Raw genomic sequence first — 12,311 nt, 5'->3', positions numbered from 1 at the left:
GGGAATATTTACTATGAACTATTCAAATCAAATAAAAAGTCTATTGCACGATGACGTACCGCCGGAATGCGACGTGTACCACAAGTTTTGCCAAACGGTAAATGTATGTATGCGCAAAAGTGGCTTTTCACGCGCACAATTGGCAGACCGTATGAATTATGCAGCCACAGATAATGGCGATGTCGATCAAGTAAAATTAAACAAATGGTTTGCACCTAGCCAACCGCAACAAATGCCAATTCATTTATTACCAGCATTATGCTGGGCACTACAAACTATTGAACCAGCCTCAATTTTGTTAGCGCCTTTATTATTTTTGCCAGTAGACAAACGAGCGCAAATGCTACAAAAACATGCTGAGCTTGAAATGGAAATTGAGGCAAAGAAAAAAAGCCAGCAATCCATTCTTAGCCAGCTAACTGTTAGCGACCCACAAAACCCTCAATTCGAAGTCTCTGATTTTCTAACTGAATAAATAAGGCCAAAACAATGACTATCAAAGACCAAGAACCGTCTGAAATTCAGGTTTTTAGTGCCGAGGAGCAACAGCTCTTACTAGCTAAAATTGAGAAAGTGGCAGGTCAGATTCAATTAGTGATCCCTGAAACAATTGAGGAAGCATGGGCTGCTGTTATGAGCTTAGAAGAACAAGCAATAGTTAACACTGCAAAACGTGGGTTTCTTTATATGGCAATTAAAACAGAAACAGAACACGGCAATTTTACTACGAATTTAAAAGAACGCGGCATTTCGGCTAGCTCTGCAAAAAATGCCATAGCTGTTGCAAAAATGCTTATGGCATTACCAGATTCAAAACGCCAGACGTTTGGCGTTTTAAACATGAATAAAAGCAAGCTGATTGAAATGGCGCGTTTGCCAGTTGAAACCGTTGAATCGCTCGATGACGACGACCTAGACACGCTTAATGATTTATCAGTGCGTGAATTTCGTAAAGAAATTCGCAAGCTAAAAGACAAGCATATCGAGCTTGAAGATCAAACAGCCACGCTGATTAATGCCCTAGAGACTGAGCGCTTAACCAAAGCCCCTAAGCAAATGTACGAGCTACCCATATTGGTTGCACAGGTTCGCCGTGATGCGTTTGCGCACAGTGCCGTTGTTAACGAGTCGCTTGAAGCGTTTATAGCCATGGCGGAGCAGCTATGCAACACCCGCGACCTTGACCTAAACCACCGCATAGGCGCAGCGCAAACAACTTGGCATTTATGGCTACGCATACAACAGCGTATTACCCACATGTTAAACCGGTTAAGCGGTGAGTTTGGCCCAGATCATTTAGCCGGCGCTGAGTGCATACCGCAATTTGCCGAAGACGAATGGCAAGACGCCCAAGCAAACCGTGAATACATGCTGGCTATGTATAACGACCGTTTTAATACAAAGTAGGAGAGAGCAATGCACCCTGCAGTCCAAAAATACAATAAGTTACCAAGCACAGGCTTGGAACTGAGTTGGCAAAATGCCAGCGAAACAGCCCGTAAAAAAGCCCAAAGTAGGGCGGTGCTAGTTCGCCATTTACTTACCCAAGAGTGCGGCATACCTAAAGCATTTGAGGCACTAGTAAAAAACTACCGTGCCAACACGGCGCTTAGCACATTAGCAAGCGCGATTGATGCACTAGGTAAGTTACCAGGGCGCGCCACCATTTATAACTGGTGCAATGCTTATAAAGACAACGGCATTAACAGCCTATTACCAAATCACAAAGGCAAAGCCCAAACCCAATATAGCTGGCTTGCGCGCTGCCTTGAGCTTTACCACAGCCCAAACAGCCCAAGCTTTGCGCAAGTGAGCGACCAGTTAAACAAAGAGGGCTACAAGGCTGAGCATCATCAAGTGCGCCGCTTTATAAACGCGCTACCCCATGAGCTAGGCCCACAAAGCCCGTACCGTATGGGCGCAAAACTCTACCGTGAAAAACATAAAGATCACTTACTGCGTTCAACCGATAACTTAAAGCCAGGCGTTATGTATAACGGCGATGGCCATACGCTTGACGTATACCTAGCGCACCCTAAAACGGGCAAGCCTTACCGTGCTGAATTAACCGCGTTTCAAGACGTAGCAAGCCGCTGCATTGTCGGCTGGGAACTGGGCGTAGCCGAGAACGTGGTTGACACGCTCACCGCAATTAGTCGCTCAATGCGCGACCTAAACCACGTACCAGCCATGTTTTACCTTGATAATGGCTCAGGCTACAAAAACAAACTAATGAACGATGAAACGACTGGGTTTTATGCGCAGTTTGAAATTGACGTTATTTTTGCCATACCAGGCAATGCCCGCGTTAAGTGGATAGAGCGGTTCTTTTTACACATGGAAGACCGTGTTGGAAAACGCTTTAGCACCTATTGCGGGCGTGACCACGACGACCGCCACAAGCAATTGGTACTTAAAGAGGCTAAACAAGGTAAACGTCAATTACCCACTGTAGACGAGTGGATAACCGAATTTAAAGCGTTTTTAAACGATTACCACAGCAGCGCCCACCCTGAGATTAAAGGCAAAACGCGCCAACAAGTGTGGGACGAAGGGCTTGAGCGTGTAGCACCGCTTGAAAGTGACTTTGTTATTTTACCGCGCGAAATGGTCAACATTCGCCGTGGCCGCTTTCGTTTGCATAAACGTGATTACTCAGCGGACTTTTTGCACCAGTTTAACGACAAACAACTCATTGCTGCTTACGACCTGCAAGACGACAGTTACACCAAGCTTTATAAGCCAAACGGTGAATACGTGATGACCGCAAAACTTAAACGTAAGTCGCACGCAGTACCAACATCGCGCATTGACGAGGCAAAAAGCAAACGTCGCATGGGCCGTGAAAAACGCTTACAAGTGCATTTACAAGAAGTACGCGCCCAAGAAATTGCAGATCACGTTATTGACGTAGACACCGTTGAGCAATACGCGTCGCCTATTAAGGCCATAGCCCCACAAAACGCACCGGTAAGCATATTTGATTTTGATGTAACACCAGCACGGCCACAGCACGAAATCGATTTAAACGAATTATTAGACCAACCAACATTATGCAAGGAACACACTTATGAGCTATAGCCAACCACACCCATACACAGCAGAGCAAACGCTACGTGTTGAGCTAATAAACCAAGAGTTAAGCACCACAGGCATGACCGCCGAAGAGCTTAACTGTGGCTTTGCCCTGCAGTCAGTTAAAGAAGTACTGGCAAACAAATGCACCATTAACCCTGAAAAAATCATTGTGGCGATGTGGCAAAAGCTGTTTGGTAACGCCGCTATTACTGAGATTGAAAAACGCAACGGCTTTAATAAATCGTACAACAAAGCAGATCGCGAACTCGCAGCGCGTATATGCCTGCGTTTGCAATCACCAGAAATACGCGAGCAAAACATTACCAGCGCCAGTATTGCTGTGAGTATGGGTAAAAGCCCTGCGTCTATTAGCCAATTAATTAACGGTAAGTACAACGCTAAGCCCACTAAGCACTTGCACGACATTTGGGCGCTTATTTGCCCAGCAGAGGTTGACCAAGGCAAATCATCTAATGAACGCAAAAAAATTGAAATTGTGTACGGTGATGTGCGCTTTATTCCTACTAGCACATCAAAACTCATTGCCATGGCATGCGACCAAGCGCGAGCACGTAAACGCTTTAGTGTGTTTGCAGGCCAAGCTGGCCTTGGTAAAACCAAAGGCATTGCGGAATATTGCCGCCACAACAAAGAGGCCATTTTAATTGCCGGCAGCGAGCAAACCAGCAGCTCCCAAGTACTTGAGCAACTAACCACAGCCCTGGGCTTATCGCGTTGCCCAAGTGCCTATAAAAACATGCAAAAAATTATTATGGCACTACGCGATACCGACCGTTTAATTATTTTAGACGAAGCCGACAAGTGCAAACCTAACTCGCTCGACCCACTGCGTACTATTAGCGATCAAGCCATTGTGGGGGTAACCCTTGTTGGCAATATTCAACTAGTAGACAAGCTACAAACGCAAGAGCGCTATGAACTTATAGCGAGCCGTGTGTGCTTTTGGCCAAAGCCTATCGGCCAAATTACCGTTGAAGACATTAAAACCCTGTTTTTAGAGCTAACAGAGGGCACCATTAAGCTCGGCCAAGACGATGCAAAGTGGTGGATGTGGCTTCACAAACGGGTTGAAGGTAACGCCCGAGAACTCGTTGAAAACTTGTTACCGCACTTGCTTAACCACACCAACAAAAACCCAGACACTGCCGTCGACAAGCTCTTAGTTAATGGCATTTTTTCATCAGTACTTAACAAACCAGCGGTTTAAAACACCGATTAAACACTATTTAAATAAGGATCTAATCATGGCTTTTTCAATCAAATTAAACACAGAGCGTTATACCGCTCACTTAGCTTTTAGCTCGCTGGTTACAAACGCAATAATGCTAAACTCACTTGCAAAAAAAGACCCTACAGGCGAGCTAATAGATAAATACGACGGCAACATAAAAGCGGCTTTTGCAACCCTTGCAGCCGACAAGCTATTTAGTATTCATCAAATCCATGAAGTTAATTCACATGTTCATACCGCACGCCGTTTTAATACCATTTACCGTGATTTTCCGCTTATTTATACCGACGGCATGAAAGACTGGGGCATTAAAATTATTGGTTTAGGCCAAGCGCCACACTTTGAAATTGAAGCGTTGGAGGACATAGCGTGAGCAATTTAATACAACAAATAAAAATTGCACAAAAGGCGGCAGGTATTGAACAAGATACCCATCAACTTAATGTGGCTTACATTAGTAATAAACGCACAAACACTTGCACCGGTTTAACAAAGCTTGAGCAACAACAGTTACTTGCTCGTTACCGCGCAATGAACCCAAATGCAGGCAAAAAACAGCTACCCGCACAGCTAAAAATGATTTACAGCCTGTGGGGCCAATTAAGCCGCGCAGGCGCGGTAAATATTGATTCAAAACAGGCCTGTGACTCGTTTTGTGAAAAGCACTTACAAGGCAAAAAGCTCAGCCAAAGCGCCCAGCAATGGCCACATATTATTGAAGTACTTAAGCAATGGCTTATACGCCACAAAGCAAAGCAGGGGGCGTAAATGGCTAATTACGAAGAGATCCAAAACTTTTCCATTATGAGCGAATCAAGCATAGATTTACGGGCATTACCGCACGGCCTGCGCCGTATTGTTAAACACTTGGGGGTTGAACAAACCATTGCGGTACTCACCGAGCAACAAGGGCAAATGTTTTATATTCCTGAAAAGCCAACCGAGGATCACGAAGTAGTTAAGGTGTTTGGAAAAGTCCTGGTGCAAGAGCTAATAAATGCCAATGTAGGCTCAAGCTACCAAATACCCATGCTGCACAAGGTGCTTATGCAAATTCGTAATCAACAAATTTGCCAAGCCCTGGACGCTAAAAGCAGCAACATTCAGCAGCTGGTTAAACAATTTAAGATCACCCGTCAGCAAGTAAGCAGTATTTACAGTGCATACCAAGACGAACAGGCGCACGAAACACAATTAAATTTAAGTTTGTAGGGGGCATCATGGAGCTTTTGAAAGACATTAAAGCTGAATGCCAGGCATTTTTTAACGGCGCAATATTACGTAGTAAGCCTGTTATTCATTACAAATGCCCTGAGTGCGATAACACCTTAAAAACCATGCGCCCACCACAAGGCGAGGTTTATAACGATCACACTATTTGCATTCATTGCTGGTTTGAGTTCATCCGTATTACCGACGGTACTGAGGTAAGAATCCAAACTTACCCCAAACACAAACATGCAAAACAATAACTTTGTACTGCTAACTGCATTGCAACTTAGCGGTGGCGCTAAGCCTAAGAAGTGGCAGTACGAATACGGTTTAAAACTATTGGCCCGTTACATCAACCAACGTAAAGTTATGGGGTTAGATGTAACGGGTTTAATGGATGAGTATAGGGAGGCGTTTAGAGAGGTTAAAATATAGTATGTATTACAGAAATAACATTCTGGAGTAGAACAACAGCAGATAAAATGAAACCTAACGTATATAAAGAAGCAACTATAATTCTAGTGATAGGATTTTGTACCTTAAAAACTGTATAAACATACTCAAAGATCGCTTTTTTTCTATCTGGTGATAAGTCTATCAATAGATTAGTTGTCTTTTCAAAATCATTTGCTCTTGTAAAGCCAACTTTATATTGTTGTTCATCATTTAAATGAGCTATATACTGTGTAGCTATATCATTAGGTTTATTTATTAGATCTTTTTTCTTCACGAACTCAACAAATACACCACTTTTTTTATAATCATTATTTTTTCTACACAATAATAAACGTTTTAAATATGAGCCTAATTGAATGACTGTTTTACCATCATTTTCAAATTCTCTTTGATTTTCGAAATCCTTGACTATTTCAGGACAGACTAAGTTAAAAATGAATTGCGCTAAAGAAAAGGAAAGTGCTGAGAAAAAGAACATTTGCCAACTAAATGGTAGGCTGAGATTTATATTAAAAGTGACTTCGCCAATTTTAATTGGTAATACATCCCCTATTTGCACAAGTAACTTAGCGAGAACAGGAACAATAATTATCCATACATACGAAAATTTAACTAGTTTAATATCTGCAAATTTTTTAAGTACTTTCCAATCAGGGACAAGCTCTAACATTTAAATCACCTTTAAACTTTTTAATTATTAATTTTATTTCTTAAATGCTGCAGAGCAAAATTATCGTAATCATGTTGTGAAACAACTTCGATAGATATTTACATTCAAACTTAATATTGTAAACATAAATTAAATTGGCTTGCCCCCTTGTATTAATAAGCCTTTTTAATTTAACCTAATAGACCAGCTCGAAAGCCACAGCCGCAAACAACTTTACAGTGTTACCCAATCCCCTAAATTGATTTACTACCCGCATGACAAATACAGTGCATGCGCCATTTATTGAGTTTTTAGCTCAACAAATTATTAAGGCCAGTTCTAAAGCCGAGCAAATTGCAATTTCTCGCCGTTGCCCGTTAAAAGACCTGCCCGCATTGCGTACCCGCGTTAAAGCGCTGCTAAACCCAGCCAATAACAAACCTGTACGCAGTACTCGCTTACCTGCCTGTTATGTCCTCACAAAAAAACGATTAAATGTACTCACAAGGACATTGCAAAATGGCAATACATAAAAGCGTTAACGTGCCTTTAGCACCGAGCTTTACTTTTAAAGAGTTAGTTCCACAGTCTATTTATAATTTATACAGCGATGACCCTCTTTTTTTAGTTCACTTTTTTGATCCAAAAGCATTGCGCACGCTGCAAAAGCTACGCGATAAATTTGGCTCGTGCATTGTAAATAACTGGAGCTGGGGCGGCGCTAATCAATACCGTGGCTATCGTCCACTTGATTGCACTATTGGGGCAAAGCGCAGCCAACATAAGCTAGGCAAAGCATTCGACTGCAGCTTTAAAAACTACACCGCACAGCAAGTACGCGACTATGTATTAGCACACCCGCAAGAATTCCCCTACATCACCGCCATTGAAGGGCAAGTGAGTTGGTTTCATTTTGATGTACGCACGCCTACATGGACGGGCATTAAAGTATTTAACCCGTAAGGACTACTCATGACCCCAGAGCAAGAAAACCTACTGTTTGAGTCTATTGGTTCAATTAAAGCCAGCCAAGAAGCCATTTTAAACAGTGTTGCAGAGATAAAAGCAGATATTCACCACAGTATCGAAAAAAGCGAAGCGCGCCAAAAGGTTGTAACCGATGCTTTAAAAGTAGAGCTAAAGGACAGCGAAAAACGCCAAATTGCAGCGATTAATAAGCAGGATGAACGTTTAACTAAGGTGGAAGAAAAACTTACTAACCAGCGCGTTAAGGTGGCGGCTATGGGTGGTACTGCAGGTTTAGCGGTGTCGTTGATTGCCTATGCCGTAAAAAATGGATTGATGAACTAATGGCGCACCCTGCAGAAAAGAAAAACGCCGTACGCCACAGCTATGTATCAGAGCTGCTTGCGTTAAGCGTAGCGGCTATTAAACACAGCGTGGCAGACGGAACAGCACGTCGCTGGAAAATGGAAGCCAAAGACAACGGCGACGATTGGGACTTAGCCCGTGCAGCAAGCCGCCGCAGCGAGGGTACAGCAGGGGAGTTTACCACCGACTTTATTGAAGAATTCACCATTCAAGTAAACGAAACCTTTGAGCTTTTAAAATCAGCCGAGGGTGCAGCACTGCCGCTTGACCAACGCACCAAAGTACTTAGCTCACTGACCGACATGATGAGTAAAGTAATGAAGGTATCGGGCGGTAATAAAAAGCTTGAAAAGCGCACCATTGCCACTGAGGTGTTAAAAATTCTTGCTAAGTTTGTATCAACTAAATACCCCGACTTTGCGCCCGAATTTGTTGAAATACTTACCGCCTTTGGTCCACGACTCGATCAGGAGTTAAGCGACTAATGGCCGATATGAATTCACGTGAGTTTTTAGCTGAAATAGAACAAATAACTAGCTCGCTACGCCGCGATATTGAAGCAAAAGAGCGCAACATAGACCCAAGCCCTGCTGCAATAAAATCACGCCGAAAACGTGTACTTGGCGGCGATTTTGAGTTTTTTGTGTATACGTATTTTCCGCATCATATGTGGCTTGACGACGATCAAACAGCGTCTGAATTCCAAAGCTATTTTATGAACTGGTTCCCCGAAGCCCTCAAGCTTAAAAATGGTTGGAAAAACTGGTTTGTGGCCCCGCGTGGTGAGGGTAAAAGTACACTTGGCGTAAAAATAGCGCCGGTGTATGTGGCTGTTTTAGCGTTATTGCAAGACCAAGATATTTGCCAAGAACTTGGTTTACAAAAGCTAAGTCAATTTATCGATTTTGTGATCTTGTTTGGCGCTGAAACAAAAATGCCAACCAAAACATTAGAAGTCGTTAAAACCGAGTTGCTTAACAATAATAATCTGGCGTTAGACTTTCCCGAAGTATGCCAAAAATCCCCCGTTTGGAAGCTAGGTGAGTTTGTAACAGCCCAAGGTGTTCGTTTTGAAAGCCGTGGTGCTGAGCAATCAGTACGCGGAACATTCCACGGTGCAAGCCGCCCTAAATTACTACTATCAGATGACATTATTACAGATGCCGAGGCTAAATCACCAACCGAGCGTGATAACCGCTGGCGTTTTTTAGAGGCCGCCGTGCAATACCTTGGCCCACCCGACGGAACAGTTAAGTTTTTAGGTGTAAACACCGTTTTAAATAACGATGACCCAATAAGCCGCGCCGAAGAAGCACCAGGGCATATTGTTCACCGGTTTAAAGCCATTAAACAAATGCCAGAACGCATGGATTTATGGGAAGAGTGTCGCGATTTAATGGTACATGACGACAAACGCTTTGAAAAACGCGCAGCGGTAAAGGGACAAGCGGTTTCTACAGAGCAAAAACCGTCATTTAAGTTTTGGATAAAAAATAAAAAACAAATGCTTAAAGCCGCTAAAACAAGCTGGCCAAGTGTGCGTACGCTTTACGATTTGATGTGTATGTGGGCAGCTAATAAGCGTGAGTTTAACCGCGAGATGCAAGGCATTGCCAAAAGCGACGAAGAAGCCATATTTTATCAATTTGATTTTTGGGTTGATCGCTTAAACGAATGGATACCCTATGGCGCATGTGACCCAAGCATGGGCAAAACAGAAAAAGCCGACCCTAGCGCTATATTAGTGGGCTTTTACTCTAATGAATTACAAAAACTACACGTTGAATATGAAAGCCGTAAAGTACGAGGTACCAGCCGGTTACTTAACGATTTAATACGTGCGCAAAAAGAATATAACTGCCGTGTGTGGGGCTTTGAGAACAACAACGCCTTTGATTTTATGCGCAGCCAGTTTATTACAACAGGCCTAGAGCAAGGTATAGCACTGCCTTTACGTGGTGTTACTGCAACCATACCTGCAGAGGAACGCATCGGCTCGTTAGAGACCTATGTTACAAACACGCCAGCACAAATTGCCTTTCATTCACGGTGTCGTTTACTCCTTGACGAGCTTGAAAACTGGCCTGAAAAGCAAACAAACCATCACTACGATCTAAGCTGTGGATTAGCCATTTTATGGATGGTAGCCAGCACCGGTGCGGGCGGTATTCCCCGTGTTAATAGCCGCAAAGTAACTAAACAAATAAGGGGCTATCATGTATAGCAAACCACGCGTTACATCTAAAGCATACGCTGCACTTAACCGTATGTTTGACCAAAACCGTTTAGATCCAAGCCTAACGTCGCTTATTACTGAGCTACCAAACCCAGATCCAATTCTGCGCCGCGCGGGTAAAAACACCGCTATTTATGAAGAAATAGCCCGTGATGCGCATGTTATAGGTGAATTGCGTTCATTACGCAGTGGCTTATTTAGCTTTAATACCGAGCTAGTGCCAGGCGGTGACGATGCAGCCAGTTTAAAAAGTTATGAACTAGCTAAAGCCTTTTTTGCTAAAAAACCTTGTGCCCATACAGAATGGGCCGATATGGATTGGCACAACTACAGCGCCATTTTAAATGGCTTTAGCGTTACCCACTTAGGCAAATACATTAAACACGATGGCCATTGGCAACCCGAATATGTAGAGACCTGGCGTAACAGCCGCTTTGCGTTTAATAGTGATCACGAGTTGCTTGTTAAAACCAGCGACAACCCACAAGGCGAGTTAGTCGATCAACGCCGTTGGTCGTGCGTTCGCCACATGCCAAGCGCCGAAAACCCGTATGGTATCGCGTTATTAAGTAGCTGTTTTTGGCCATGGACGTTCAAGCATGGCGGCTTTAAGTTTTTTGTACAGCTGTGCGAGCGCTTTGGTATTCCATTTCCTGTGGGTAAATACCCAATAGGCAGTAAAGATTCAGATATAAATAACTTGCTTGATGGGTTAGCTAAGCTTGTACAAGACGGCATAGCCGCCATACCTGATGACACCAGCATTGAGATCATCGAGAGCAAAATATCTGGCGAGCCAGTCCCTGAGCGCCTGGTAAACTTTTGTAATGCTGAAATAAGTAAAGCGCTAACTAGCCAGACCTTGGCAACAGAGCAAAAAAATGGGGGCGCACGTGCAGCAAGCGAAACCCACGCAAAACGAGCAGGCGATAATCAGCGCTCAGACAGGGTGCTTGTGGCTTCATTTCGCAACCAACTTTTAAACTCGCTTCACACTGTAAATTTTGATGGTGGCGAGCCGGCTAAATTCATCTTTAAAGACAAACGCGAGATCAACACTGACACCGTAACCCGCGTGCGCGAGACAGCCCGTATTGTGCCCGTTGGTGAAGATTGGGCCTATCAAGAACTCGGTGTACCAAAGCCTAAAGACGGCGAAGCAATCCTTGATGTACCAGAAGAAGGCCAAGGCATAGCCACGGCTGCTAAATCTGAGTTTGCCAAAAAGACAACCGATAACGTAGAGCTTACCAACGAATTTGATGTGTTTGATCACGCAAGTGAAGACACCATTAAAAAGCTTTTTCATTTTGCTCAGGCATCAAAAGACCTGGACGAACTTAAACAAAAAATCACCTCACAATTCCCTGATATTTCAGACTCAGCACTGGCAGAAGTTGCCCAAACAGCAATGGAGTATGAATTTATGGCAGGCATGAATGAGGCTAATTCTAAAACTGTGGAGATAGATGATGAATAACGTTCCTGATGGTTATTTAAAAGACGGTAAAAGCAATTTAGTAGCTATTGCCAACATCAAACAAACAGACTTGATCAAAGACGAGTTTGTTAAAAAAGCCATTGATAAAGCCGTTGATATGCAAGAAGCACTGGCAGAGTTTAAACAAAGTTTAATGGCTGAAGCAGACGATTTTATAGAGCTATTAGCCCAAGAACATGGCGTTAACTTAGGCGGTAAAAAAGGCAATGTGACACTACGCACCTTTGACAGCCAATTAAAAGTAACCCTACAAACCCAAGAGCGGATTGAACTTGGCCCAGAGCTTACCCTTGCCAAGCAATTAATTGATCAATGCCTGGACGAATGGACCGAAGGTGGCAACCAAAATATTAAAGCCATTGTTAGCAAAACGTTTAATACCGATAAGCAAGGATCACTTAATCCGCAACGAATTTTAGCCCTGCGTAAACTCGAAATTTCAGATGATTCAGGCAAGTGGACCAAAGCCATGAATATTATTGCTGAGTCGGTTGGTGTGGTTGATTCTTGCCGTTTTATCCGCTTTTACAAGCAGGATGATAAAGGCATTGAGCAAGCAATTTCACTCGATATAGCAAAACTGTAGCGGGGCGCT

The 12,311-nt window shown here is 43.4% G+C and carries 17 protein-coding genes; 16 read left to right on the top strand and 1 reads right to left on the bottom strand.

The window, feature by feature from the left end:
* Window positions 1–13 precede the first annotated feature (13 nt).
* The 9 genes from AOR04_RS08960 to AOR04_RS08920 are packed head-to-tail and all read left to right on the top strand — an operon-like array spanning window position 14 to window position 5,977.
* A complete protein-coding gene (locus AOR04_RS08960) occupies window positions 14–475 on the top strand; it encodes a hypothetical protein (RefSeq protein ID WP_198403015.1) in 462 nt (153 codons plus the stop codon).
* A 14-nt stretch (window positions 476–489) separates the two neighbouring features.
* Window positions 490–1,407 carry a hypothetical protein gene (locus AOR04_RS08955; protein ID WP_096793107.1) on the top strand — a complete coding sequence of 306 codons (918 nt, stop codon included), beginning with the start codon at window positions 490–492 and terminating at the stop codon, window positions 1,405–1,407.
* 9 nt (window positions 1,408–1,416) lie between these two features.
* Window positions 1,417–3,081, top strand: coding sequence for a Mu transposase C-terminal domain-containing protein (locus AOR04_RS08950; RefSeq protein ID WP_096793106.1), 1,665 nt, complete (start codon window positions 1,417–1,419; stop codon window positions 3,079–3,081).
* Complete coding sequence (locus tag AOR04_RS08945) at window positions 3,071–4,306, top strand: AAA family ATPase (RefSeq protein WP_096793105.1); 1,236 nt, start codon at window positions 3,071–3,073, stop codon at window positions 4,304–4,306. Before AOR04_RS08950 ends, AOR04_RS08945 begins: the two co-directional genes overlap by 11 nt.
* A 37-nt stretch (window positions 4,307–4,343) precedes the next feature.
* Window positions 4,344–4,703, top strand: a complete 360-nt coding sequence (locus AOR04_RS08940; protein WP_096793104.1) for a hypothetical protein — start codon at window positions 4,344–4,346, stop codon at window positions 4,701–4,703.
* On the top strand, window positions 4,700–5,098 hold the full coding sequence (locus tag AOR04_RS08935) for a phage protein GemA/Gp16 family protein (protein WP_096793103.1): 399 nt from the start codon (window positions 4,700–4,702) through the stop codon (window positions 5,096–5,098). The genes AOR04_RS08940 and AOR04_RS08935 overlap by 4 nt, the downstream gene beginning before the upstream one ends.
* A complete protein-coding gene (locus AOR04_RS08930; protein ID WP_232525530.1) occupies window positions 5,099–5,542 on the top strand; it encodes a Mor transcription activator family protein in 444 nt (147 codons plus the stop codon).
* An 8-nt stretch (window positions 5,543–5,550) separates the two neighbouring features.
* Window positions 5,551–5,802 carry a hypothetical protein gene (locus tag AOR04_RS08925; protein WP_096793102.1) on the top strand — a complete coding sequence of 84 codons (252 nt, stop codon included), beginning with the start codon at window positions 5,551–5,553 and terminating at the stop codon, window positions 5,800–5,802.
* A complete protein-coding gene (locus AOR04_RS08920; RefSeq protein WP_096793101.1) occupies window positions 5,789–5,977 on the top strand; it encodes a hypothetical protein in 189 nt (62 codons plus the stop codon). The genes AOR04_RS08925 and AOR04_RS08920 overlap by 14 nt, the downstream gene beginning before the upstream one ends.
* Here AOR04_RS08920 and AOR04_RS08915 read toward each other — a convergent pair.
* Window positions 5,967–6,668 (bottom strand): hypothetical protein, encoded by a 702-nt coding sequence (locus AOR04_RS08915; RefSeq protein WP_096793100.1) that lies wholly within the window; start codon window positions 6,666–6,668, stop codon window positions 5,967–5,969. The two genes, AOR04_RS08920 and AOR04_RS08915, sit on opposite strands and share 11 nt — an antisense overlap.
* Before the next feature lie 254 nt (window positions 6,669–6,922).
* Between AOR04_RS08915 and AOR04_RS08910 the strand changes: the two genes are divergently transcribed.
* The 7 genes from AOR04_RS08910 to AOR04_RS08880 are packed head-to-tail and all read left to right on the top strand — an operon-like array spanning window position 6,923 to window position 12,302.
* The gene (locus tag AOR04_RS08910) at window positions 6,923–7,180 is read left to right on the top strand and encodes a hypothetical protein (RefSeq protein WP_096793099.1); all 258 of its coding nucleotides are present in this window, start codon (window positions 6,923–6,925) and stop codon (window positions 7,178–7,180) included.
* Window positions 7,167–7,610 carry a hypothetical protein gene (locus tag AOR04_RS08905; RefSeq protein ID WP_096793098.1) on the top strand — a complete coding sequence of 148 codons (444 nt, stop codon included), beginning with the start codon at window positions 7,167–7,169 and terminating at the stop codon, window positions 7,608–7,610. The genes AOR04_RS08910 and AOR04_RS08905 overlap by 14 nt, the downstream gene beginning before the upstream one ends.
* A gap of 9 nt (window positions 7,611–7,619) precedes the next feature.
* Window positions 7,620–7,958: a hypothetical protein gene (locus tag AOR04_RS08900; RefSeq protein ID WP_096793097.1), complete on the top strand. Its 339-nt coding sequence runs from the start codon at window positions 7,620–7,622 to the stop codon at window positions 7,956–7,958.
* Window positions 7,958–8,464: a DUF1804 family protein gene (locus AOR04_RS08895; protein ID WP_096793096.1), complete on the top strand. Its 507-nt coding sequence runs from the start codon at window positions 7,958–7,960 to the stop codon at window positions 8,462–8,464. The genes AOR04_RS08900 and AOR04_RS08895 overlap by 1 nt, the downstream gene beginning before the upstream one ends.
* Entirely contained in the window at window positions 8,464–10,203 is a 1,740-nt protein-coding gene (locus AOR04_RS08890; protein WP_096793095.1) for a hypothetical protein, read from the top strand. The genes AOR04_RS08895 and AOR04_RS08890 overlap by 1 nt, the downstream gene beginning before the upstream one ends.
* Window positions 10,196–11,695 carry a phage portal protein family protein gene (locus tag AOR04_RS08885; protein ID WP_232525529.1) on the top strand — a complete coding sequence of 500 codons (1,500 nt, stop codon included), beginning with the start codon at window positions 10,196–10,198 and terminating at the stop codon, window positions 11,693–11,695. Before AOR04_RS08890 ends, AOR04_RS08885 begins: the two co-directional genes overlap by 8 nt.
* Complete coding sequence (locus AOR04_RS08880) at window positions 11,685–12,302, top strand: DUF3164 family protein (RefSeq protein ID WP_232525528.1); 618 nt, start codon at window positions 11,685–11,687, stop codon at window positions 12,300–12,302. The genes AOR04_RS08885 and AOR04_RS08880 overlap by 11 nt, the downstream gene beginning before the upstream one ends.
* The last annotated feature ends 9 nt before the right edge of the window (window positions 12,303–12,311 follow it).

The organism is Pseudoalteromonas sp. 1_2015MBL_MicDiv (assembly GCF_002407505.1).
Taxonomy (GTDB): Bacteria; Pseudomonadota; Gammaproteobacteria; order Enterobacterales; family Alteromonadaceae; genus Pseudoalteromonas; species Pseudoalteromonas fuliginea.
This window is presented reverse-complemented; position numbering and strand designations above follow the sequence as displayed.

Excerpts from the sequence above, each read along its gene's own strand:
- AOR04_RS08880 (WP_232525528.1), top strand. The coding sequence starts at position 11,685 with ATGATGAATAACGTTCCTGATGGTTATTTAAAAGACGGTAAAAGCAAT.
- AOR04_RS08895 (WP_096793096.1), top strand. The coding sequence starts at position 7,958 with ATGGCGCACCCTGCAGAAAAGAAAAACGCCGTACGCCACAGCTATGTA.
- AOR04_RS08925 (WP_096793102.1), top strand. The coding sequence starts at position 5,551 with ATGGAGCTTTTGAAAGACATTAAAGCTGAATGCCAGGCATTTTTTAAC.
- AOR04_RS08960 (WP_198403015.1), top strand. The coding sequence starts at position 14 with ATGAACTATTCAAATCAAATAAAAAGTCTATTGCACGATGACGTACCG.
- AOR04_RS08940 (WP_096793104.1), top strand. The coding sequence starts at position 4,344 with ATGGCTTTTTCAATCAAATTAAACACAGAGCGTTATACCGCTCACTTA.
- AOR04_RS08915 (WP_096793100.1), bottom strand. The coding sequence starts at position 6,668 with ATGTTAGAGCTTGTCCCTGATTGGAAAGTACTTAAAAAATTTGCAGAT.
- AOR04_RS08950 (WP_096793106.1), top strand. The coding sequence starts at position 1,417 with ATGCACCCTGCAGTCCAAAAATACAATAAGTTACCAAGCACAGGCTTG.
- AOR04_RS08905 (WP_096793098.1), top strand. The coding sequence starts at position 7,167 with ATGGCAATACATAAAAGCGTTAACGTGCCTTTAGCACCGAGCTTTACT.
- AOR04_RS08885 (WP_232525529.1), top strand. The coding sequence starts at position 10,196 with ATGTATAGCAAACCACGCGTTACATCTAAAGCATACGCTGCACTTAAC.
- AOR04_RS08930 (WP_232525530.1), top strand. The coding sequence starts at position 5,099 with ATGGCTAATTACGAAGAGATCCAAAACTTTTCCATTATGAGCGAATCA.
- AOR04_RS08955 (WP_096793107.1), top strand. The coding sequence starts at position 490 with ATGACTATCAAAGACCAAGAACCGTCTGAAATTCAGGTTTTTAGTGCC.
- AOR04_RS08920 (WP_096793101.1), top strand. The coding sequence starts at position 5,789 with ATGCAAAACAATAACTTTGTACTGCTAACTGCATTGCAACTTAGCGGT.
- AOR04_RS08890 (WP_096793095.1), top strand. The coding sequence starts at position 8,464 with ATGGCCGATATGAATTCACGTGAGTTTTTAGCTGAAATAGAACAAATA.
- AOR04_RS08910 (WP_096793099.1), top strand. The coding sequence starts at position 6,923 with ATGACAAATACAGTGCATGCGCCATTTATTGAGTTTTTAGCTCAACAA.
- AOR04_RS08945 (WP_096793105.1), top strand. The coding sequence starts at position 3,071 with ATGAGCTATAGCCAACCACACCCATACACAGCAGAGCAAACGCTACGT.
- AOR04_RS08900 (WP_096793097.1), top strand. The coding sequence starts at position 7,620 with ATGACCCCAGAGCAAGAAAACCTACTGTTTGAGTCTATTGGTTCAATT.